A 21,079-nucleotide genomic window follows, 5' to 3' on the forward strand; every position below is an offset into this window, starting at 1 on the left:
GTTCCTCGGTGAAGTTTTCCACAACCACTTGAAGAGTTTTCCACATAGTCCAAAGACTGTGGAAAAATCTGTGGATAACTTATTGGGGGAGGAGAGAATTATGGCTGATGAACAACTGAATTCGTTGTGGCAATCGCTTGTCTCTCAGGTCACCCAAGATGATCGTGTGACTCCCCACCTGCGTGGCCATTTAGAGCTCGCCACCCCCAAGGGTGTCCTAGGGGACACTCTTTACATCGAAGTTCCAAACGACATAACCAGGTCAATGCTTCAGCAGAGGCTCCGGGCCCAATTGCTTGACGCAATGGCTGCTCTCTCTGAGATGGGAGGCCCATCAAGCTTTGTGGTCATAACGAACGAGGATCTTCAGAGCCAGGACAAAATCGAGTTTGTTGTTGAACCCGAGCCGAAGCTTCCGGACCGCGATCCTGCTACTGGACCGGTCAAGACCACAGGGGAGTCAAGGCTCAACCCCAAATACAGCTTCGAGAACTTCGTGACCGGAGGTTCAAATAGGTTCGCCCACGCGGCCGCGTTCGCCGTTTCGGAAGCCCCAGCGGAGGCCTACAACCCACTCTTTATCTATGGTTCCAGTGGTTTGGGCAAAACCCACCTGTTGCACGCGATTGGGCACTACGCGATTCACCTAAAACCAAAGACCAAAGTTCGCTACGTCTCAAGCGAGGAATTCACTAACGACTTCATCAACGCGATTCAGAACAACAAAAACGCGGAGTTTCAGGCCCAGTACCGCGATGTAGACATCCTGCTTGTCGATGACATTCAATTCCTGTCAGGAAAAGACCAAACCCAGGAGGCCTTCTTCCACACCTTTAACACCCTCCACGACCACAACAAGCAGGTTGTAATCACATCAGATCTCAGACCTAAGCAACTTGCTGGTTTCGAGGAACGCATGCTATCGAGGTTTGAGTGGGGGCTGACCACTGATATCCAGGCTCCAGAGTTTGAAACGCGCGTGGCAATCTTGCGAAAGAAAGCAGCCCAGGAGCGAATCTCGGTTCCAGACAACGTGATTGAATTTATGGCTGCCAGAATTTCTTCGAATATCCGAGAGCTAGAAGGAACCCTGATCCGCGTTACTGCATTCGCAAACCTAAATCGCCAAAGCATTGATATGGACCTAGTTCAACTGGTGATGAAGGACAGCTACTCTTCAGGCGACGGAGCAACTATCTCCCCGCTATCAATCATCACGGCCACTGCCAACTACTACAAAATATCTCCCGACGACATAACAGGATCGGGTAGGCAGCAGGCCGTTGCTCTGGCTAGACAAATTGCCATGCACATTTGCCGAGAACTTACCGACATGTCGCTGCCCAAAATAGGCACTCACTTTGGAAACCGGGATCACACAACCGTTATGTACGCAACGAAAAAAATCTCCACGCAAATGAGAGAAAAGCGCTACATCTATAACCAGGTCTCCGAAATTATTCAAAAGATCAAAGACGAAAACAAATAGTTTTCAAAATTCTTGTGGATAACTACGGCCACAACTGTGAAAAAACACTCTAAATAAGCTGAAAATCTGAAAAACTTTGTTGAAACAAAAAATAATTTCCACAGCTGATTGATTTATCCACAGAGTTATCCCCACCTGTGTAAACAAATTACACGCTTGTAGTTCCCAATGATTTACTAACCCTTGGATACTTATCAACAGTTTCTACGATGGTTATTGTTGTTATTCAAGATATTTAAATTTGTTGTTTATTGGGATTCCCAGTCGAAAACAATTTCCGCTCTAGGGTGTGCCAAGATAAAACTCCACAAAGAGGGTTGTAAATGAAATTTCAAGCTGATCGCGAAGTACTCGGGGATGCTATTTCCTTCGTGGCTCGACTCATGTCTCCAAAGCCTCAGTTACCTCAACTTTCCGGAGTTCTAATCACGGCTAACAACAATGAAGTTGTTCTCAGTGTTTTTGACTATGAGGTTTCGGCAAAGGTAAGCATTTCCGCTGCTGTTGATGCACCAGGCAAAGTGCTTGTCCAAGGCAAGTTGCTAGCCGAAATTGTCTCTAAACTTCCAGGTTCGACTGTTTCTTTGAACCTTCAAGAGTCAAGACTTCAACTGACAAGCGGATCCTCAAAATTCACACTCTCCTCAATGTCACTCTCCGACTACCCTGAGATTCCGGCAATGCCTGAGTCTTCTGGAACTGTTGCCGCCTCCGAATTTGCACAAGCAGTTTCTCAGGTTGCGATTGCTGCATCACGTGAAGAAGTCACACCTGTTTTGACGGCTGTCATGATCACCGCATCAGCAAAACAGCTAACTATGGTTGCAACCGACAGATTCAGGGTCGCTGTAAAAGATTTGGCCTGGACTGGAAAGTCCGCTGAGAAAGAGCTCCTCATTCCCGCCCGGGTTTTGCAAGAGATTGCAAAGACTTTCTCGCACAACGGGGACTTGGAAATAGCATTTGGCCAAGGGGAAAAAGAGGTTGTCGGGTTCAGCGCGGGCAACAAATCCGTATCTTCTGCCACCATCAAAGGCAAATATCCACCGGTGCTGCAACTTTTCCCAACTGAAATTTCCAATTTTGCTGTCCTAAGCACCCACGACCTTCTTGATGCAACGAAGCGAGTTGCCCTTGTTGTTGATCGAGAGAAGCCGCTGCGTTACAAGTTTGGAAGCACAGAGGCTGTTCTGGAATCAATCGGGAGTGATGTGGCAGAGGCAAGCGAGCAGGTAGTTTGCTCGCTAACAGGCGAAGAGACAATCGTTTCCCTGCGCCCTCAATTCCTATCCGATGCGCTATCCGGTATCGAGTCGCCAAATGTGAAAATTGGTTTCACGGTAAACCCGAACAACCCCAACAAACCAGGTCCAGTCTTGATCTCTGCTTCTGACTCAAAGTCTGCTACTCCAGATTTCAAGTATTTGCTGCAGCCAAATCTGCTTGTCTCCTAGAGAGGCGACCCAAGGTTGTGGATTTCCGCGCTTCAGCTGAACTCTTTTAGGAATTACGATCAGCTTTCGGTATCACTAAAGCCCGGTATCAACCTTTTTATTGGCGAAAACGGCGCTGGGAAGACCAACCTGGTCGAGGCATGTGTCTTCCTTTCGGATCTTCAGTCCCACAGGGCCAATAGTTACCTCCCTCTGATAGCCCAGGGAAGAGATTCCGCACAGCTATCGCTTACGGTCACCGCTGGAACCCGTGAAATTCAAGTGGCAACAGAGCTAAATCGATCAAAGCCAAATCGCTACTCCTTGAATGGCAATCTAAAAAGACGCTCAAGTGACTTAGTGGGCGCGGTTCAGGTCGTTGTCTTCTCGCCCGAGGACTTGGATTTGGTGCGGAGAGACCCAGCCGATCGCAGAGGTTTTTTAGACACTGCGGTGATTCAGCTCAAGCCAAGAATGGCAGGGGTAAAGAGCGATTACGAAAGGGTTTTGAAACAAAAAAACGCTCTCCTAAAATCCGCTCGATCAACCAGCACCCCTGACCTTACGACTCTAGATATTTGGGACGACCAGTTAGTGGCGTTCGGAAGTGAGTTGATAGAAGCCCGTCTTGAGCTTATTTCGCTTCTAGAACCGCTAATTCAGGATTTTTACCAAAAACTAGCAGGTAGCAAAGATCTCATCGGTTTGGGGTTGGCGGCCTCGATCGAAAACCCTGAAGAGGATGGGACAGAAACCCTGCAGAGTTTGACTCGCTCCGAAATATCTGAGCGTTTTCACTCCCGAATTTCCGAGCAACGCAGCAAAGAGCTAGAGCGCGGAATCTCTCTAGTGGGGCCACATCGAGACGAACTACTGATCACAAAATCGGGCCTACCCGCCAGAAGCCACTCCTCTCAGGGGGAAGCTTGGTCTATTGCGCTGGGTTTGAAGCTGGCACTTGCACACCTGATCAGAGAGCGATCACAGCAAGGCGATCCGGTTTTGGTTTTGGACGATGTTTTTGCAGTGTTGGATTCCGGCCGGAGAAACCGACTGGTTGAATACGTCTCGGCAAATGAGCAGGTTCTAATCACCAGCGCCGACCCCGACCAAATGCCCAATCTTGATATCGCTTCCACCTTTAGAGTGGCCGGGGGTGTGGTTGATGCGTGAATTGAACTTCAGTGCTGCCGATGAGTACTTTCGCAAATATCTTCTTGGCACGGCCGGACTCAAGTCTCGTGATCAGAAACGTCGTGAAGCAAAACAGAAAAGGGGCTCCCAGCCCTTCGAGGCTGGCCGTGATTTAGTCACTGCCGCAGCCTCGATGGATGCTCTGGTTGGTCAATTCAATTGGGACGCTCGCCTATCCGAGGCGGACTTATTCGCCAATTGGGAGAAGGTGGTTGGTGAAGACAGTGCCAACGCTTCATTCCCCGAGGAAATCAAGAATCGCGTGCTGAGTGTTCGTTGTCGCTCCACAGCTTGGGCAACCCAGCTTCGGCTGCTACAAAACGCGATTTTGAACAAAATTCAAGAGCTTTACCCGCAGCTGAGCATCGAAGAAATTAAGTTTGTTGGACCAAGTGCTCCGAGTTGGAAAAAAGGCCCCAGATCAGTCCCCGGAAGAGGCCCGCGCGACACCTACGGTTAGGGGTTCAATGCCAAGTAATTTGGCTAACTGAAGGTAAACTTCAAGGGTTAGCAAACCCGAATCTAAGTCGGCTCACCGGAGTCGCAGTTCATAGGTTCTAACCAAGCAGGAAGTAACTAAATATGTCTGAACCAACTAAAAATTATGACGCCGGCGCCATCCAGGTTTTGGAAGGCCTCGAAGCAGTTCGCAAGCGTCCCGGTATGTACATCGGATCTACCGGACCCCGAGGACTTCACCACCTCGTCTATGAAATTGTCGACAACTCTGTTGATGAAGCTCTCGCAGGTCACTGCGACAGCATCCAGGTTGTAATCACCAAAGCCGGACACATCAAGGTCACCGATAACGGCCGCGGAATCCCGGTAGACATGCACCCGGTTGAGAAGAAGCCGGCAGTTGAGGTCGTGCTCACGGTGCTACACGCCGGTGGAAAATTCGGAGGTGGCGGCTACGCCGTTTCTGGAGGTCTTCACGGCGTGGGTGCCTCGGTTGTTAACGCTCTCTCCACAACCCTGAAGGTTGAGGTTCACAGGGAGGGCTTTGTCTGGCGGCAAAGCTACACGGTTGGTGTTCCTGATGCACCGCTGGCAAAGGGTGAGCCAACAGATCACACCGGTACCACCATTGAGTTTGTGCCAAGCCCAGAGATCTTCGAGACCGTCGAATTCGACTACGAGACGCTGCGTCAGAGATTCCAGCAGATGTGCTTTTTGAACAAGGGCCTAAGAATCTCGTTGAATGATGAGCGAAACGGTCAAAACGACAGCTACTGCTATGAGCGCGGCCTTAGCGACTATGTCGAATACCTGAATTCAGCCAAAAAAGTTGAGGTTGTCCACGACGAAATCATTTCGATTGAGACTGAGACCGAGGAGAAGAACCTCTCCGTTGAGATTGCCATGCAGTGGACCACAGGGTACAACGAGGGTGTCCACACCTACGCCAACACCATCAACACCCATGAGGGTGGTACCCACGAAGAGGGCTTCCGAGCAGCCCTAACGTCTCTGCTGAACAAGTACGCACGAGAAAAGAACCTTCTGAAAGAAAAAGACGAGAACCTCACCGGTGACGATGTTCGAGAGGGTCTAACGGCGGTAATTTCCGTGAAGCTGACCGAGCCGCAATTTGAAGGCCAGACCAAGACCAAGCTTGGCAACACCGAGGCCAAGGCCTTTGTCCAGCGCGTGGTCAACGACCAACTTGGAGACTGGCTGGAGCGTAACCCAATCCAAGCCAAAGAGGTCGTCCGGAAAGCTATTCAGGCCGCGTCAGCTCGCTTGGCCGCAAGAAAGGCCCGCGAGGCAACCAGGCGCAAGGGGCTTCTGGAATCCGGTGGCATGCCGGGCAAGCTTCGCGATTGCTCATCTCGAAACCCCGAGGTCTCCGAAATTTACATCGTTGAGGGTGACTCCGCCGGTGGCTCTGCGGTTCGCGGTAGAGACCCAGAGACCCAGGCAATTCTTCCGCTTCGCGGAAAGATTCTGAATGTGGAGAAAGCCCGTTTAGACAAGGCGCTGGCTAACACCGAGGTTCAGGCGCTAATTACTGCATTTGGAACTGGAATCGGTGAGGACTTTGATGTTTCGAAGATTCGCTACCACAAGTGCATCTTGATGGCTGATGCCGATGTTGACGGCCAGCACATTAGAACATTGCTTTTGACATTGCTTTTCCGCTACATGAGACCGCTAATCGAGCACGGCTACGTCTACATGGCGCAGCCGCCGCTGTATCGCATCAAGTGGTCAAATGCCGAGCACGAATATGTCTTCTCGGATGCCGAGAGAGACCAGCAATTGGCCGTTGGTCAGGCTGCCGGAAGAAAAATCCCCAAGGAAAACGCCATTCAGCGCTACAAGGGTCTTGGTGAAATGGACTACGACGAGCTCTGGGAAACCACCATGAACCCAGCAACCAGAACCCTGCTTCAGGTGACCCTGGATGACGCGGCAATTGCAGACGAGATCTTCTCCACTCTGATGGGTGAGGATGTCGAATCCAGAAGAAATTTCATCCAGCGCAACGCCAAAGACGTTCGCTTCTTGGACATCTAGGACGAGGAACTTACAAAAATGAGCGAAAACCAGATGGACAAAATCGAGCAGGTCGACCTTCAGGTCGAAATGCAACGAAGCTACCTCGACTACGCGATGAGCGTCATCGTTGGAAGAGCCCTGCCGGACGTTAGGGACGGACTAAAGCCGGTCCACCGCCGTGTGCTGTACGCAATGTATGACGGCGGATACCGCCCAGACAAGCAATTTTCAAAGTGCTCCCGCGTGGTCGGCGATGTCATGGGCCAGTACCACCCGCACGGTGACTCGGCGATTTATGACACATTGGTGCGTCTGGTTCAAGACTGGAACCTGAGATATCCGCTGGTTTCTGGTCAGGGTAACTTCGGATCTCCGGGAAATGACCCGGCTGCTGCTCCTCGTTACACCGAGTGCAAGATGGCTCCGCTCGCCATGGAAATGGTTCGCGACATCGATGAGGAAACCGTTGATTTCCAGGACAACTACGACGGTAGAACCCAGGAACCGACAATTTTGCCCTCAAGATTCCCAAATCTTTTGGTCAACGGCTCAATTGGTATCGCCGTTGGTATGGCGACCAACATTCCACCCCACAACCTGAGGGAAATCGCTCAGGCCGCGGAATTCGTGCTCGCCAACCCGGACATCACCGGTGAGGCCTTGGTTGAGGAACTCATCAAGATCGTCAAGGGCCCAGACTTTCCTACCGGAGCGCAGATTCTCGGCCGCCGAGGCATAGAAGACGCCTACCGAACCGGTCGCGGTTCGATAACAATGCGGGCCGTGGTCAACGTTGAGGAAATCCACAACCGCACCTGCCTGGTAGTTACCGAGCTTCCCTACCAGGTAAACCCGGACAACCTAGCCCTAAAGATCGCTGAACTGGTCAAAGAGGGAAAACTTACCGGAATCGCTGATATCCGTGACGAGACCTCTGGTCGCACCGGTCAGCGTTTGGTGATTGTGCTCAAGCGCGATGCCGTTGCCCGAGTTGTTCTGAACAACCTCTACAAATACACCCAGCTCCAGGAGAACTTCGGCGCAAACATGCTCGCTCTGGTGGATGGTGTCCCCAGGACACTGTCGATTGACGGATTTATCACCAACTGGGTAGAGCACCAGATTGACGTGATTGTCCGCAGAACCCAGTTCCGCCTGCGCAAGGCCGAGGAGCGCGCACATATTTTGCGCGGATACCTCAAGGCTCTCGATGCCTTGGACGAGGTAATCGCACTGATTCGACGCAGCTCAACCGTTGACGATGCTCGTGACGGACTGATCAAGCTACTTGAGATTGATGAGCTGCAGGCTCGTGCAATCTTGAACATGCAGTTGCGTCAGCTTGCCGCCCTTGAACGTCAGAAAATCATTGATGAGGCTGCTGAACTCGAGCGCCAGATCGCCGAATTCCAGCGCATCATTGCCGATCCTGTTGCTCAACGTGGAATTGTCTCAACCGAACTCGGTGAGATTGTCGCCAAATACGGTGACGAGCGTCGTTCTGAAATCCTGATGGGCTTCGACGGCGATGTTTCCATGGAAGATTTGATTCCTGAGGAGGAGATGGTTGTTACTCTCACCTCTGGGGGGTACATCAAGCGCACCAGAAGCGACAACTATCGCATTCAACACCGCGGTGGCAAGGGTGTGAAGGGCGCCAGCCTGAGAGCTGACGATGTGGTGCAGAACTTCATCGTCTCTACCACTCACCACTGGCTGATGTTCTTTACCAACACGGGCCGGGTTTACCGCTCCAAGGTCTACGAGATTCAAGAGGCCGGTAGAGACGCAAAGGGTCAGCACGTAGCCAACCTCCTCGCGCTTCAACCGGATGAGCGAATTGTTGAGGTGGTCGACCTAAAGGACTACCAGCAGTCGCCATACCTAGTTCTGGCAACCAGGAGTGGATTGGTAAAGAAAACCTCCCTGGAGTCTTATGACACCCCGAGAACCGGTGGAATCATTGCAATCAAGCTCCGCGAAGGCGACGAGCTAGTCAATGCCATGCTGGTTAGCGACGAGAACGACCTACTTTTGGTATCCCGCAAGGGTATGTCAATCAGGTTCTCCGCCTCCAGCGAGCAGCTGCGCCCAATGGGACGTGACACCTCCGGTGTGATGGGTATGAGCTTCCGCAAGGACGATGAATTGCTCAGCGCATCGGTAATCGGTGAGGCCGGATTCGTGTTCGTTGTTACCGAGGGCGGTTATGCCAAGCGCACCAGTGCGGATCAATACCGAGTCCAGAACCGTGGCGGACTGGGTATCAAGGTTGCCAAGCTCGATGAAAAGCGCGGAGACCTGGTTGGCGCACTAATCGTGGACGAGGCCGATGAGGTCCTAGTCGTTTTGGCTTCGGGCAAGGTAATTCGCACTAACGCTAGTGAAGTTCCAGCAAAGGGCCGAGACACTATGGGAGTGGTGTTTGCCCGGTTTGAGGAGAGCGATTCAGTTTTGTCTCTGGCGCGAAACAGTGAGCGTAATCTAGAGTCTTCGGGGGATCAGACTGAAGCCGAAGGAGAGACTAGTGGCGACACTGTTCAAGCGGAATAGCGGCCCCAAGGAGCCGGTAAAACAGGTAAGGCTCAAGCTTCGTTCAATCGATGTTTGGTCTGCGGTGAAGGTTGGCTTCCTGGTCTCCATCGCCTTGGGCATCGCAACGCTCGTTGGTGCCCTGCTGCTTTGGGCGCTGCTGGCCAACTCCGGCATCTTTTCATCACTGGGCGGACTACTAACCAGCGTTTTGGGTGAGGGCAGCGGATTCAGCCTTGAGAACGAGTTTTCTTTTGGCAACGTAATGTCAACCGCGCTTTCGCTCTCGCTTTTGAACATCGTGCTGACCACAGCACTCAGTGCTGTCTGGGCCGTCATCTTCAACCTAATTTCAAAGTTGGTCGGTGGCGTTTCAGTCACCTTCACCAACAACTAGAAAATTCGGTTTGGCATCTTTGCCAATCTTTAGTAATGTTGTGATGCTCTACGGGCCTATAGCTCAGGTGGTTAGAGCGCTTCACTGATAATGAAGAGGTCGGAGGTTCAAGTCCTCCTAGGCCCACGGTGAGCACTTTCCACTACGGGAAGGCTCGCTTTGGGGACTTAGCTCAGTTGGTAGAGCACCTGCTTTGCAAGCAGGGGGTCAGGGGTTCGACCCCCCTAGTCTCCACCCATAAGGTAAGACCCTCTAGAAATAGGGGGTCTTTTCCTTTACCTTTCGTTATTTGTCGTAAATGTTGTCGTAAATCTGTAATCGCTCAGTAACGCATTACAAAAGCATTATCTCGTCCAGGGACTACTTGTCTTTTTTAGGCTGGTTCGAAACTGAAGTTTGGCTTGTTTGAGGCTGACTCTTAGGCTTTGGTGTAACTTCACGGGCTGCCCTTTTTTCACCTTGCGGGTTAGACGGTTGTGTATTTGATTCACTCATGATTGGGCCGATCTACTTTGTGTTCGCGAAGAGAAAGTAAGCCAGGGAGAGCAAGCCACCTACGAAGGTCATAACTCCGATGATGTTAAAAGCATTGATGAAGATGTCCAGGCAACCATCGGTTTCTTCCCGATCGGCGTCTATCTGGTTGATTCGTCGGCGTTTGTCTGCCTGTTCAAATAAGAGTGCAATCAAAACACTCAAAACAGCGATAAACATTGCACCCCAGGAGAGTTTGATGGCCCAACTTTCTAAAGATGCAGCCTCAGTCCCAAGAAGTGCCACCGAGATCGCCAGCACACCTGAACCAACGCTGATGATGAGCCGATCTACTTCTCGGTATGAATCCGTTAGTCGACCCTGAAGGCCCTCTCGTCTTGAACTCATGTCTACTTGTTGCCCTTGGCGCGATTGTGGGTTTTACAAAGCATCTGGCAGTTCTCAAGGCTTGTGGCTCCACCTTTGCTCCAGGCAGCAACGTGATCTGCGTCCATTTCGTCCAACTTCCAAACCCTTGCCCTATTGGCGTCGGTGCCAATAGCGCAGAGGGGACAGTTAGAAACCTCTTTGATCTGTGCGTCGGCAGCCTGCCTCGCGTAAACGGATTTCTTTGTTGGTTCGTCGAAGACCCGGACTTCAATAAGTTTGGTGTCCAGCTCGCCGCCTAAAACGAACTCCCAAATGCCTTTGCGGTTCTTAACGTACGCGTCTCCATAGAGTGCTTGTATTCGCTCAGAGACCTTTGAAGGGTCGAACGCCTTTCCATGATATTGCTCGTAGAGGCGCCCCCACTCCAATCCACGCATTTCATTTTCGACATCAGTGAAAACGGTTGATACCCAGTCGATGACTGTAGTGAAGTAGGTTTTTACCTCATTGATGTTCTTGTCGAATCGGTGCTTGCTCAAGTAGCCGCCGATGTTGTCTTTGCCGCCGGCCACCCACTCGAGGGCACGTTCCCAGTACTCTTGGCGGATAACGGCCCCCGAAATGTAGGCGCTCCACTTTTGTATGTTTGAGTTTTGTGAGTTACTGAACTCTTCTTTTCCTAGCGTTACAAACGGGCCACTATAAACCGCGTTCAGGAGCTCCTGAGCATTAAGCGGAACCCCGGCGATGTTGATGGTCTGGAACCACTCTTTGATTTCCGTCTCTGTGCCTTCGCACTCGTAGACGAGTAACTTCGATTCCAAGATTTTGTCCTGTTTGTCGGTGGCGAGACCACTGAAGTATTGCTCCATTCCGTTTTCGTCCTTGATGGCGAACTTGCCAGTGATGAATCGCCCAAAACTTGTGATGCGCTGTTGCCCGTCCAACACTTCTAGGCTCTCCTCAGAAACTCTGTTGAAGTATATGAGCCCGAGCGGGTAGCCCTTCAGAAGTGACGTGATGACAGCAACGTCACGCTTTCCGTCGGCGTAAATGTAGTTGCGTTGATACTCGGGCTGAATAGTTAGACGACCGGCGAGGCCGTATAGACCCTTCCCCTCGAGTTCGTTGTATTGAAAACCGTTCGAGATTTCTCGAATGGTGTATTCCTTGAGGTCCGTCTTCACTTCGCTGCCTTTCTGTGGCGGATCAGGACGCGGGCGTAAACCTGAATGAGTGATTTGCCATCAACTTTGTAGTAGGTGGACGACGGGGTCTCGGTCACAACGATGGCAGCGCCATCATTCAGTTTCCCAACCTGACTTTCTTTTCCATCGGTTGAAACCTGTGTCTGGGTTGAATAGTTTCGAGTTTTCAATCCAGAATCATCATTCCAAGTCTTGGTTATACCCAAAATCTCAAACTGCTCGGGACTGTACTTGTGTAAGAAACTGATTGGTACTCCCATGACTCCGGCGTAGTCACTCGGGATTGCATCAGTGTGCGGAACTTCGATCGCGTTGTAGTTATCGTATTTTCGATAACCGATACCCTTCACATCTTGGTGCTTGCTGAACTTGAAGTTGTCTGCCTCGCTCATCAAGGGCAGGGGCTCATGACGACGACCATGTTCAATGTTTGTGAACCAACGAACCCCAGGAACCCTAATGAACTTGTTTCCCTGCTCATCCACACGGAGGGAGTTGGATCGCGTCACGCTCGCAGGCGGAACTTGGAACTCTCGATCTCCAGAATGGATGCTCGCTCCCAACCAAACCTTGTTATTCATCAGCAGGGGGAAAACTTCTTTGTAAGTGATCGCGTTCATGTTGCCGATGATTGTGAACTTTTTGTCTGCCTCCACAATCCAGGCCAAGAACTCGCGGAAGAGGCTGAACGGTGGGTTGGTGATGACGATGTCGGCTTCGTCCCGAAGAGCCATAATCTCGGCGCTCCGAAAGTCTCCGGTTCCATCCAGGTAGGTCCACTCCAAGTCGTCAACGTTTACTCGGTTGTCTCCATTTACGTCCTCGGTGAGTGTAAAGATTTTTCCATTTTGCACGGATTTGTCTTCATCATATTGCGGACTCTCGATTTCAAAGAGGGTCGGCTGGAGATGCAGATCTTGAGGCTTGCTTTTAGGGGCATAACTCGTGCTGACCAGTTTCTTGAGGCCTAGCCTTTCGAAGTTCTGCGCAAAGTACTTTGTGAAGTTGCTCCATTCGGGGTCATCGCATGGGAGCAGGATGGTCTTCCCCTTGAACACATTCTCGTCATATTCGAGATATGCATTCATTTCTTTTTCGATGTCGTGGAACTGCGTATAGAACTCATCGTCCTTCGCTCTTTTTGCGTCCCCCAGGTTTTGATTAGCCACACCCCAATCTTAAGCCAGCGTTACGACAATAAGGGGAGAACCCTTGGAAGGGGACTTTGTCTCATCCTAGATATATGCTTGGACGTCCATTCGGAAGGACTAGTCATGCCGCGACAATCAACATCGCTCTTAACAATCGGACCACGCCTTCTGTCGCCTTGGGCCGATCGTGCGTGGCGCGTCTCTGCTTCGGCGCAGCTCGTTTCTGGATCAGGTGCCTATTGGATCGTCACTCCAACCTTGCCCGCCCAGCACGCCGTGTCGCAGGCAGAAGTGAGCGTCTCTGCCCCGTTCCCCGAGGCCGTCGTGGATAGTGTTTTGTTTCTTTTGGCCGCTCACTTCGGAGACAACGAAGTCGAAAACTATTTGGTAGAAACGCACAATGTGAGCCTAAAAGGTGGCACGCGCGAGCTGGCGCCTTTCTACGAACTGGCCGACACAGCAAGGGATTATCTTGCGAGCAAAATGTCGGCAGTTGTGCGTTTAGGTTTCACACGCTTGGACGACCTAAGTCTTGTGAATGACGAAGTGGTTGCTGCTCTACTGCGTTACGGCTTCGACGTTGAGGTCTATGACCTGACTTCAACTCCTGAGGTTTAGATAAGCGCTCATGATTTCGACACCTCTGATGTTCTCGTGCACCCACCATCTGAGGGTGATGGGGAGATTCGCTGCAGTCGCAGCTGCAGTTTCGTTGGGATGCAGGTGAATGAAATCAACAATCCCGTCCACTCCGTCCTCTGTGATTGCGATACAAAGGGGATCGGGTGTGGTGGCTCGAAAGACACCGCCAACGGTTTGAACTACGGCTTCATACATTTCATTCATGAGATGTCCAGACCCTTGTCGTTGCGAGCTCGCTCTTTTGGTGGGTTTGGATTGGCTGTCTTGTATCTCTTGTAAATCTCGGGGATGTTTGATTTCTTTGTCGAATAGCCATTACTTGTTCGGGGAATATGTGGCGCTACGGTAGGCGCCTTCAGTCCAGGTAAGTGATCCCTCCGGACCTTCACAGTGGTGTTCCAGTTTGGCAAAAACAACTTCAATAGCCAGTTCATGATTCTCCGATGTAGGTGACGGGTGTCCACACTCGTAGACACCCGTCCAATCTGGTTAGTGGCTGGGCGGAACCATCTGCGCGATTACACAGGTCACTTCCAACCGGTCGTATGTGTGCTCTAACCAAGTCCTAGCGGCATTGGCCACTCCGTCCGTCGACACGTCCAACACAGCAGCGCGTTTGAGGTTTGGTGCGATAGAAGTAACTGGAATGTCGTCCTCGCCCTCGTAGATGGCAATCTCGCCCCTTGGCGTTAGGTAGGCGAGGAACAATCCGATGTTTGTCTCAATCAGTATTTTCATGACACGTCCTGCCCTTCTGTGACTCTAGAAGAGAGGTATTGCGCCTGAGCCTGCTTGGCCGCTTTTGCTTCCCCGCCTTTTCGGGCGCGTTCAATCCGTTCGGTTTTGTCTTGAATGTGTTGCGCCGCACCGCAGTCGATTCCGACTCCTGGCACCTCTGTCCAGATTCCGGCGGCGATCAGGTGACTCGCTGCGTCCATCACGCTGGGAGTGCTTGCCGCACCCACAATGATGTGTCTTTCTAGTTCAAGGTGTGAAACCGTTTCGGTTTCGAAGGCGATGCAATATCCGGTTGACGCTAGGTATAGACCGAGGCAGGCCAGCACCTGCTCCTCTGGAATCTGCGCCCATTTTCTGTCGTTGCCGACGTTGTGTGGCACTGCCCACCAGCCTGGTGCTGGGGTGCTGCTTTTGGTAGTCATTTGATGACTCCTTTCTTTTTATGTAAAGGAGTTATCGGCGTGACTTTTTATTGAGGTTTCACTTTCTGCCCCAGCACTGCTAACAGAACAGAACAGACCAAACACAACAGATTAGAGAGTTTCGATGTGAGTGAGCGTTCGGGAATGGGGGGTTGTCAGGGGGGAGAGAACGGAATGTTTTTGCTTTTGTTGAGTATCTCGAACTCCCTTGTCGCTGGAAGCGACAAGGGAGTTCGGTTGACCAAAATGCGAAAACTTCCGGTGGATGAATACTTATGAGAACGAGTTAGTTGTCAGGGGTTACTGAACTCTTGATCTGAGCAGGTCTCTCGATAGGTTCGCCAAACTCTCTGCTCATTGCATCCTGTGAAGCACGAGCGTAGTAGGCGTCAAGTTTGCTGTGAGCAGAGTGACCCATAAACCTTCTCAACATTTCTCTGCTGACTCCTCTACCGTCTGGCCCTCCGTAGTTTGCCCAGTAGGTTGCGCAAGCATGGCGAAGAGAGCCAGGTGAAAGGTTTCGGTATTGGATCCCGTACTTTTCCATGAACTCATGGAAGAGTGCTGAGTCGTTGTTGAGTTTCTCAGCAGAGCCGTCTTCTCTCAAAAGCACAAGGTCGGCGAAGTCCGGTCGTGCGCGCCAGCTGGAAGCGTTTTCTGGTTTTAGTGCTTCTTCTCTTCGTGCTTTTGCCGCGATTAGGAATGGACGGGTTATGGGCGTGATTTCAATAGTTCGTGCCTCGTTGGCCTTTAGTCGTTCGTCCAAGAAATCCGGCTGTCCAGAGACGTAGTTCATTTGTCGCTGGATTTTCATTTTGCCCCCGGCCAAGTCAATGTCTGAGTGCTTTAGCCCGCAGCGCTCGCCTCTCCTAAGTCCCTGGCCATAAGCGAGTGCCCAACGCAGTGCTAGGGGATCGGCTATGACCTCTGGGCGCATCAAAAGCGCGTTTATCTCCCACATGATGTGGTCGATATCTTCAGGAATGCCAGCCGGTTCAAAGGACATTTTGATTCCCACGTCCAAGAACTCACCTTCTTCAAGAAGGCCTTTTGCGCCCGCTCGATTCAGTCCCGATCTGAAGACGGAGTAGATGCCTCTGATTCTCTTGTCGCCAAGAAGCCTTTGGTCGTTATCGTCCAAAACGTTCGGAAGAGTTTCGGTGAAGTGAACTCGCGTTTGCTGGTGGGTCAGTGCTGTCAAGAGAATGCTGCCCAGGTAGGGGTAGATCCACTTTTCCAGCATGGTTTGGTTTCGCTTGGCTGTGTTTTCAGCCCATCGGTTTTGAGGGAGCGTATTTGGGTTGGTTTTCGAGGCAACGTACTCCTCCAAGAAAGATTGGACGGTGTAGGCGGCCCTGCGTTGCTCCTGGGTCAATCTTTCCGGGTTGCGTTCGCGAACTCCGTCTGATCGTTCCATCCAGAACGCCAGAATCTTCTCCCGGCACTTGGCCTCCGCGTCGGCAGCGCTTTCGCTGCTAGAAGCGGTGATCTGCGGCCGTATTCTGGTGTCATCTTCCGCCCTGGCAACTTCTGGAATGTCCCAGCAGCCCTCCCAGTATGGAATCGTGACTGGCTGTCCGCCCTTGGTGCCTTTCCGGCTCTTGTGGCTAACCCAGATGCTAAACACTTCGGCCTCCGGCGCGAAGTCCACTTCCGCTATGAGCGGTTCGTTTTCGTAATCCCCCATGCCACGAGAATACGCCTCTGTCGTAAATGTTGTCGTAAACCTGTCGTAAACTCGCCCAGAAGCCGTCTCTGGCGGGGTTCGTTTGGATACCCATAGTCTCCACAAACAGAAAATCTCCCTCCGGAAACGGAGGGGGATTTCTTTTTCTGGCTTAGTGCTCGAGAACGTATGTTGCGTAATTGTTGAGGATCGACTGCCAGCCCTCGCGCTGCATTTCAACTTCATTCTCATCTTCAGCATCGAATTCGACCGTCACTTTTGAGCTATCGCCAACTTGTTCGAAGACCACCCTGGCAGAGCGATCACCGAAGGAGTACTCCAGGAGATTGTGCTGGACGATGTTTGTGTAGGTGCCCTCGAAGTCAAACTCGAAGCTTCCGTCTTTTGCCTCCATGTGTGAGGAGAACTTTCCACCAACCCGGAGGTCAACCTTCGCGTCCCTGCACTGCCAGTCATCGGATGCAAAGTTCCACTGGTTTATGGCGTCTGGGGACACGTAGGCATCCCAGGCTTTCTCAACTGGAGCGGCTATTTCGACGGAAACAGAAATTTTCATGCGTTCAGCATAGGTTCGGCATCAGCTAGAGGGAAGTCCATTCAACGACTAAGTTTCCCGCGAGAACCGAGCAGCCCTTGAGATTTGATCTTCTGTCAGCTGCACTCCGGTGTAAGTCTCAAATTGCAATGCGGCCTGAAGGGCTGAAACCTCAGCACCACTAATCACCTTTTTGCCCCGTTGTTGGCCAAGGGAAATCAATGGAGTATCGCTAGGAAAGGCAACCACGTCGAAGACAACTCTGGCTGACTCTATGAATAATTCTGGAAATGCCAGGGCTTGCTGATCCTCCCCAGTCATTCCGAGTGGGGTGACGTTCACGAGGATGTCGAATTCACTCACTGCGGCTTCGAAAAGGGCATCATCAGAGAATTGGAATCCGTATCGACTGGCCAAGGCCTTACCTCTGACTTCATTTCTTGCAAGAACAGTTAGGTTCTCAAACCCCGCCTGGTTGAAGGCGGCAACCACCGCCTTGGCCATCCCCCCGGATCCCCGAACCAAAACACTGTCTCGGCGATTGAGGCTGTGCATTTGAATTAGGTCCAAAATCGCCTGATAGTCCGTGTTTGATGCGGTTAGAACCCCGTTATCGTTCACAACCGTGTTTACCGATTCAATTGCCTGAGCAGATGGAAGCATTGCGTCCACAAGTTTGATGATGTCTTCTTTGAACGGCATGGATACGGAGCAACCGCGAATGCCTAGCGCTCGGACTCCCGCCACGGCACCCACAAGATCGCTGGTTGTAAAAGCCTTGTAGATGAAGTTCAATCCAAGCTCGTCATAAAGAAAGTTGTGAAACCTAGTCCCTAGGTTGCTTGGCCTAGCAGCAAGCGAGATGCAGACCTGCATGTCTTTATTGAGAATTGGCATTAGGCAAGCGTATTTTGAGCCGACACCAAGTTGGTCCTATTTCTTGGGTTTTAGATTTTGATTTACGGCGGCAGCCTCTAAGACCAGTTGACGCAGCCCCTCTGCTGGTATTTGATCCTGCTCCTCGAAATTGATAGCGCGCGCGACCTTGCTATCGAGTCTTGAATTGAAGAGCCCCTGGGGATCTTGAACCTGTGCTCCCTTGGGAAAGGTGAGCCTGACTGCGTTTTTTAGATAGTCCGCGACGCAAATAATGCCTTCTAACTCCCAGGTCGGGGAACCAAGCGGCTTTGAGGGCATCTTCCACTTCACATCCTCTGTGATTTCCGAGGAGGCGGAAAGAATTACTTTTCTCAACTCCGCAAGCATTTGACCGTGCCAACTGACTTTGGAGGCGATTATTTGGTCAATTTCTTCTGCTGGGGAGCTCACCCTTAGAAATCTAATACGCTTATCCGGTGACGCGCAGAGGCCTGATTATGTTTCTCCTCACCGGCGTTTTTTGGGGACTCCCCTATTACTTCATTGCCATAGCGCTTGAGTCCTTCTCAACCCCCACCATTGTTTTCGCGAGGACCTTTATCGGAGCCTTGGTGTTAGTTCCCTACGCGATCAAAACGGGGGCATCGCGGCAGGTTCTGAAGGCTTGGCCTTATGTTCTGCTGTTTGCGGTTTTGGAGATGGTCGGCCCCTGGTATTTGATCACCGAGGCAGAAAAATATATTTCGTCCGGCCTTGCCGGATTACTAATTTCCACCGTGCCGTTTTTTGCGGTGGCGATTCTGGCCTTGGTTTTCAAGGACCGCACCGCCCTGAAGCCCGTTCCCCTCACGGGAATGATCATCGGTTTTCTCGGGGTGATTGCCCTCGTTGGAATCGATTCTTTCTTGGGCCACGTTGAACCACTCTGGATTGGCGCTGTGGTGTTGGCCGCCATCGGCTACTCAATTGCGCCGATTATGGCCAATCACAAGATGACGAATGTCCCAACCTCGGGTGTTATCGGCTTCAGCATGGCGATTGTCGCAATCATCTACTCCGTTCCAGCGGCCTTCGAAATCCCCGGAGAGCTTGCAGCCGCCCCACCCATTGAGGGCTGGGTTGCTCTTTTGGTCCTGGGGCTTATTTGCTCGGCCCTAGCGTTTGTAATTTTCTTCGAGTTGATTCGTGAAATTGGCCCGGTGAAGGCGAGCCTGATTACCTATGTGAACACCGCAGTCGCTCTACTACTCGGTACGGTTTTCCTGTCCGAACCGGTCACGCCCGGCCTACTCATCGGTATTCCACTTATCGCAGTCGGTCTATACCTGAGTGCGAAAAAATAGCCTGAGCTGCCACACTTAGCAGTTATGGAATCACTCGCCGCTCTAGTTGCAGGAATCTTCGTTGGAATCATTGCCCTGGCCTTGGCCGACATTGTTACAGCGATCCTGTATCGGCGTGGCAAGTTGAAGTTGTGGATCGCCGTTGTGGTGAATTCAATCGTTGGTTTCGTGGCGATCTGGGGGCTGAGTGTGTTTTGGACCTTAGCGGTGCCTCCCCTTATTGGGTTGGTCATCAGCTCCATAATCCTCACCTGGCCAAAGAAAAAGCGGGCCGCCTAGTTGGCGACCCGCTTCAAATAGTCTCTAGAGGGTTGGCAACACAGCCCAGAGGCCGGCAGCTACTGCAACCACTATCAGCAACTGAAGGTTCATCTTCAACGTGTACTTGCTCTCGCCACGCTTAGCGTGGAGCCAGATGGCGCCGACCATGGTTAGCGCCAGTCCCGCGCCGGCGGCAACTGCAAACCAGATTGCCCAGGTGAAACCTAGGAAGTAAGCAATAGGGGCCAGCACCAGACCGGCTGCACCGGCAAACTCAAGCCAAGCGATCAGTCGCACGGTTCCCATTGGTGTGGTCTCGACCCAACCAAATCCTGCGCCCAGCAGGGTCTCTTTTGAGCTGAAAGCCTTGAATTTTCCGGCCTTGTAGAAGCTGAATGCGCCGAAAATGCTTGCGGCGGCGGCCAAAACGGTAATGATGATGTCCATAGTTTTTATCCATTTCTGTCTAGTCCCTCTAGACAAACCTTGTCTACCATACCTTATTTTTGGGTGATAGGGTTCTGACATGGAAATCAGGGCCGAATGCGAGCGAAAAGCAGGGGCTTGGCGCGTCCGGGTTCCTGAACTCGACAACCTTCTGATCTCCACCAAGCGCCTTGATCTCGCAACAGAGCAGATTAAGGACCTGGTTCACGAATACCAGGGAATTGACCCCTGCGATGTGGTTGTAAAGGTTGAAGCCGCAATGCCGGGGATCATGTGTGATCTGGAGGCAGCGCAAATCAAGATGCGGGAATCGCAGCGGCTTCAGGAGGAGGCATCGCGTGAGATTCGCGATGTTGTGTCAAGGCTCCGAAGCGAGGGGCTGAGCATGCGCGATATTGGTGTTTTGCTACAAATTTCTCCCCAGAGAGTGGCTCAGCTAACCGACAGCATCTAGATTGTGGTCATGTCAACGTGGACCAGAATTACAACGGAGCAGCGCGGCCATGTCTACCTAATTGGGCTAAACAGACCCGAGAAGCTAAACGCCGCAGACGAGCAAATGCTGCAAGAAATTTCACTCGCCTACGGCGAGCTAGACAAAAACCCACAACTTCGAGTTGGTTTAGTTTTTGCCCACGGCGACCACTTCACCGCGGGGCTGGACCTGAATGATGTCGGACCCAAGCTCGCCAGCGGAGCACTAGCGATGGTGCCCGAGGGTGGTTTAGACCCTTGGGGTATGAGCACCAGGCAGGTGTCAAAACCAGTCGTCATGGCAATCCAAGGAACGTGCTTCACCCTCGGAGTCGAATTGGCTCTGGCTTCCGAAATTATTGTGGCTGCTGAGAATGCCAGGTTTGCCCAACTTGAGGTAACCCGAGGAATATTGCCCTTCGGTGGCGGAACGATTCGTTTTCCGCAGGCTGCTGGCTGGAGCAATGCCATGCGCTACTTGCTGACCGGGGAGTCATTTGATGCCAATGAAGCCATGCGGATGAGTTTGGTTACCGAGGTGGTTGCCGCAGGCCAGGAATTCAATAGAGCTTTGGAATTGGCTACTCGGATTGCAGAGCAAGCACCTTTGGCGGTCCAGGCCACTCTCGCTTCGGCGAGAGGGATGACACCGGAAGCAGATAGAGAAAAACTCATGGTCGTTGATCGACTGAAGAAGTTGATGAAAACCAATGACGTTCAACGTGGGATGCAGGCGTTTGCATCAAAAACCCCTGCAAAGTTCGAAGGCGACTGAAGTTTTTGTAAGCAATGGGTAATTTCTACCTACCAAATTTATAGCTTTACTACAAAACCAAGATTTTTGTTGTTGGGGTTTTTGTGGTCGCTCACGAATTTTCTCG

Annotated in this window: 23 protein-coding genes and 2 tRNA genes; 14 read left to right on the forward strand and 11 right to left on the reverse strand. The window is 51.7% G+C overall.

Features of this window, described 5'->3' with window-relative positions:
* The first annotated feature begins 100 nt into the window (after positions 1 to 100).
* From dnaA to HRU87_RS00045, 9 genes are all read left to right on the forward strand, one after another.
* Complete coding sequence (dnaA, locus tag HRU87_RS00005) at positions 101 to 1,489, forward strand: chromosomal replication initiator protein DnaA (protein ID WP_173492935.1); 1,389 nt, start codon at positions 101 to 103, stop codon at positions 1,487 to 1,489.
* Positions 1,490 to 1,812: 323 nt separating this feature from the next.
* On the forward strand, positions 1,813 to 2,943 hold the full coding sequence (gene dnaN / locus HRU87_RS00010; protein ID WP_173492936.1) for a DNA polymerase III subunit beta: 1,131 nt from the start codon (positions 1,813 to 1,815) through the stop codon (positions 2,941 to 2,943).
* A 15-nt stretch (positions 2,944 to 2,958) separates the two neighbouring features.
* Positions 2,959 to 4,095, forward strand: a complete 1,137-nt coding sequence (recF, locus tag HRU87_RS00015; protein ID WP_173492937.1) for a DNA replication/repair protein RecF — start codon at positions 2,959 to 2,961, stop codon at positions 4,093 to 4,095.
* A complete protein-coding gene (locus HRU87_RS00020; RefSeq protein WP_173492938.1) occupies positions 4,088 to 4,576 on the forward strand; it encodes a DciA family protein in 489 nt (162 codons plus the stop codon). The genes recF and HRU87_RS00020 overlap by 8 nt, the downstream gene beginning before the upstream one ends.
* 122 nt (positions 4,577 to 4,698) lie before the next feature.
* Positions 4,699 to 6,636: a DNA topoisomerase (ATP-hydrolyzing) subunit B gene (gene gyrB / locus HRU87_RS00025; protein WP_173492939.1), complete on the forward strand. Its 1,938-nt coding sequence runs from the start codon at positions 4,699 to 4,701 to the stop codon at positions 6,634 to 6,636.
* An 18-nt stretch (positions 6,637 to 6,654) separates the two neighbouring features.
* The gene (gene gyrA, locus HRU87_RS00030) at positions 6,655 to 9,171 is read left to right on the forward strand and encodes a DNA gyrase subunit A (RefSeq protein ID WP_173492940.1); all 2,517 of its coding nucleotides are present in this window, start codon (positions 6,655 to 6,657) and stop codon (positions 9,169 to 9,171) included.
* A complete protein-coding gene (locus HRU87_RS00035; RefSeq protein ID WP_173492941.1) occupies positions 9,146 to 9,547 on the forward strand; it encodes a DUF3566 domain-containing protein in 402 nt (133 codons plus the stop codon). Before gyrA ends, HRU87_RS00035 begins: the two co-directional genes overlap by 26 nt.
* 52 nt (positions 9,548 to 9,599) lie before the next feature.
* A tRNA-Ile gene (locus HRU87_RS00040) sits at positions 9,600 to 9,673 on the forward strand.
* Positions 9,674 to 9,708: 35 nt separating this feature from the next.
* Positions 9,709 to 9,781, forward strand: a tRNA-Ala gene (locus HRU87_RS00045).
* 273 nt (positions 9,782 to 10,054) lie between these two features.
* Here HRU87_RS00045 and HRU87_RS00050 read toward each other — a convergent pair.
* The 3 genes from HRU87_RS00050 to HRU87_RS00060 are packed head-to-tail and all read right to left on the reverse strand — an operon-like array spanning position 10,055 to position 12,788.
* A complete protein-coding gene (locus HRU87_RS00050; RefSeq protein WP_173492942.1) occupies positions 10,055 to 10,429 on the reverse strand; it encodes a hypothetical protein in 375 nt (124 codons plus the stop codon).
* A 2-nt stretch (positions 10,430 to 10,431) separates the two neighbouring features.
* Positions 10,432 to 11,598 (reverse strand): GmrSD restriction endonuclease domain-containing protein, encoded by a 1,167-nt coding sequence (locus tag HRU87_RS00055; RefSeq protein WP_173492943.1) that lies wholly within the window; start codon positions 11,596 to 11,598, stop codon positions 10,432 to 10,434.
* The gene (locus HRU87_RS00060; RefSeq protein ID WP_173492944.1) at positions 11,595 to 12,788 is read right to left on the reverse strand and encodes an adenine-specific methyltransferase EcoRI family protein; all 1,194 of its coding nucleotides are present in this window, start codon (positions 12,786 to 12,788) and stop codon (positions 11,595 to 11,597) included. Before HRU87_RS00060 ends, HRU87_RS00055 begins: the two co-directional genes overlap by 4 nt.
* Positions 12,789 to 12,893: 105 nt before the next feature.
* Here HRU87_RS00060 and HRU87_RS00065 point away from each other — a divergent pair, with 105 nt between their 5' ends.
* Complete coding sequence (locus HRU87_RS00065) at positions 12,894 to 13,388, forward strand: hypothetical protein (protein ID WP_173492945.1); 495 nt, start codon at positions 12,894 to 12,896, stop codon at positions 13,386 to 13,388.
* Here HRU87_RS00065 and HRU87_RS00070 read toward each other — a convergent pair.
* The 7 genes from HRU87_RS00070 to HRU87_RS00100 form a co-directional block, all read right to left on the reverse strand.
* Entirely contained in the window at positions 13,371 to 13,607 is a 237-nt protein-coding gene (locus HRU87_RS00070) for a hypothetical protein (RefSeq protein ID WP_173492946.1), read from the reverse strand. The genes HRU87_RS00065 and HRU87_RS00070 overlap by 18 nt on opposite strands.
* A 294-nt stretch (positions 13,608 to 13,901) precedes the next feature.
* Positions 13,902 to 14,150, reverse strand: coding sequence for a hypothetical protein (locus tag HRU87_RS00075; RefSeq protein ID WP_173492947.1), 249 nt, complete (start codon positions 14,148 to 14,150; stop codon positions 13,902 to 13,904).
* Positions 14,147 to 14,572 carry a hypothetical protein gene (locus HRU87_RS00080; protein WP_173492948.1) on the reverse strand — a complete coding sequence of 142 codons (426 nt, stop codon included), beginning with the start codon at positions 14,570 to 14,572 and terminating at the stop codon, positions 14,147 to 14,149. The genes HRU87_RS00075 and HRU87_RS00080 overlap by 4 nt, the downstream gene beginning before the upstream one ends.
* A gap of 286 nt (positions 14,573 to 14,858) precedes the next feature.
* On the reverse strand, positions 14,859 to 16,259 hold the full coding sequence (locus tag HRU87_RS00085; RefSeq protein ID WP_173492949.1) for a site-specific integrase: 1,401 nt from the start codon (positions 16,257 to 16,259) through the stop codon (positions 14,859 to 14,861).
* 151 nt (positions 16,260 to 16,410) lie between these two features.
* Positions 16,411 to 16,815, reverse strand: a complete 405-nt coding sequence (locus HRU87_RS00090) for an SRPBCC domain-containing protein (protein WP_173492950.1) — start codon at positions 16,813 to 16,815, stop codon at positions 16,411 to 16,413.
* A gap of 48 nt (positions 16,816 to 16,863) precedes the next feature.
* Positions 16,864 to 17,691: a shikimate 5-dehydrogenase gene (locus HRU87_RS00095; protein ID WP_173492951.1), complete on the reverse strand. Its 828-nt coding sequence runs from the start codon at positions 17,689 to 17,691 to the stop codon at positions 16,864 to 16,866.
* Between the two features lie 36 nt (positions 17,692 to 17,727).
* Entirely contained in the window at positions 17,728 to 18,123 is a 396-nt protein-coding gene (locus HRU87_RS00100; protein ID WP_213086393.1) for a DUF1801 domain-containing protein, read from the reverse strand.
* Positions 18,124 to 18,149: 26 nt separating this feature from the next.
* Between HRU87_RS00100 and HRU87_RS00105 the strand changes: the two genes are divergently transcribed.
* Positions 18,150 to 19,016 (forward strand): DMT family transporter, encoded by an 867-nt coding sequence (locus HRU87_RS00105; protein WP_173492952.1) that lies wholly within the window; start codon positions 18,150 to 18,152, stop codon positions 19,014 to 19,016.
* 6 nt (positions 19,017 to 19,022) lie between these two features.
* Positions 19,023 to 19,295: a stage V sporulation protein AB gene (locus HRU87_RS00110; protein ID WP_343035116.1), complete on the forward strand. Its 273-nt coding sequence runs from the start codon at positions 19,023 to 19,025 to the stop codon at positions 19,293 to 19,295.
* A gap of 24 nt (positions 19,296 to 19,319) precedes the next feature.
* On the opposite strand, the gene HRU87_RS00115 is transcribed toward HRU87_RS00110, so the two are convergent.
* Positions 19,320 to 19,724, reverse strand: a complete 405-nt coding sequence (locus HRU87_RS00115) for a DoxX family protein (RefSeq protein WP_173492954.1) — start codon at positions 19,722 to 19,724, stop codon at positions 19,320 to 19,322.
* Positions 19,725 to 19,803: 79 nt separating this feature from the next.
* Here HRU87_RS00115 and HRU87_RS00120 point away from each other — a divergent pair, with 79 nt between their 5' ends.
* Positions 19,804 to 20,178, forward strand: a complete 375-nt coding sequence (locus tag HRU87_RS00120; protein ID WP_173492955.1) for a hypothetical protein — start codon at positions 19,804 to 19,806, stop codon at positions 20,176 to 20,178.
* Between the two features lie 9 nt (positions 20,179 to 20,187).
* On the forward strand, positions 20,188 to 20,973 hold the full coding sequence (locus HRU87_RS00125) for a crotonase/enoyl-CoA hydratase family protein (protein ID WP_173492956.1): 786 nt from the start codon (positions 20,188 to 20,190) through the stop codon (positions 20,971 to 20,973).
* Positions 20,974 to 21,079 lie beyond the last annotated feature (106 nt).

The sequence above is a fragment of the Aquiluna borgnonia genome (assembly GCF_013283855.1).
GTDB lineage: Bacteria > Actinomycetota > Actinomycetes > Actinomycetales > Microbacteriaceae > Aquiluna > Aquiluna borgnonia.

Bases quoted from the DNA above. Each gene is read 5' to 3' on its own strand.
- dnaA (WP_173492935.1), top strand. From the start codon at position 101: ATGGCTGATGAACAACTGAATTCGTTGTGGCAATCGCTTGTCTCTCAG.
- dnaN (WP_173492936.1), top strand. From the start codon at position 1,813: ATGAAATTTCAAGCTGATCGCGAAGTACTCGGGGATGCTATTTCCTTC.
- HRU87_RS00020 (WP_173492938.1), top strand. From the start codon at position 4,088: ATGCGTGAATTGAACTTCAGTGCTGCCGATGAGTACTTTCGCAAATAT.
- gyrB (WP_173492939.1), top strand. From the start codon at position 4,699: ATGTCTGAACCAACTAAAAATTATGACGCCGGCGCCATCCAGGTTTTG.
- gyrA (WP_173492940.1), top strand. From the start codon at position 6,655: ATGAGCGAAAACCAGATGGACAAAATCGAGCAGGTCGACCTTCAGGTC.
- HRU87_RS00050 (WP_173492942.1), bottom strand. From the start codon at position 10,429: ATGAGTTCAAGACGAGAGGGCCTTCAGGGTCGACTAACGGATTCATAC.
- HRU87_RS00065 (WP_173492945.1), top strand. From the start codon at position 12,894: ATGCCGCGACAATCAACATCGCTCTTAACAATCGGACCACGCCTTCTG.
- HRU87_RS00070 (WP_173492946.1), bottom strand. From the start codon at position 13,607: ATGTATGAAGCCGTAGTTCAAACCGTTGGCGGTGTCTTTCGAGCCACC.
- HRU87_RS00075 (WP_173492947.1), bottom strand. From the start codon at position 14,150: ATGAAAATACTGATTGAGACAAACATCGGATTGTTCCTCGCCTACCTA.
- HRU87_RS00080 (WP_173492948.1), bottom strand. From the start codon at position 14,572: ATGACTACCAAAAGCAGCACCCCAGCACCAGGCTGGTGGGCAGTGCCA.
- HRU87_RS00085 (WP_173492949.1), bottom strand. From the start codon at position 16,259: ATGGGGGATTACGAAAACGAACCGCTCATAGCGGAAGTGGACTTCGCG.
- HRU87_RS00090 (WP_173492950.1), bottom strand. From the start codon at position 16,815: ATGAAAATTTCTGTTTCCGTCGAAATAGCCGCTCCAGTTGAGAAAGCC.
- HRU87_RS00095 (WP_173492951.1), bottom strand. From the start codon at position 17,691: ATGCCAATTCTCAATAAAGACATGCAGGTCTGCATCTCGCTTGCTGCT.
- HRU87_RS00115 (WP_173492954.1), bottom strand. From the start codon at position 19,724: ATGGACATCATCATTACCGTTTTGGCCGCCGCCGCAAGCATTTTCGGC.
- HRU87_RS00120 (WP_173492955.1), top strand. From the start codon at position 19,804: ATGGAAATCAGGGCCGAATGCGAGCGAAAAGCAGGGGCTTGGCGCGTC.
- HRU87_RS00125 (WP_173492956.1), top strand. From the start codon at position 20,188: ATGTCAACGTGGACCAGAATTACAACGGAGCAGCGCGGCCATGTCTAC.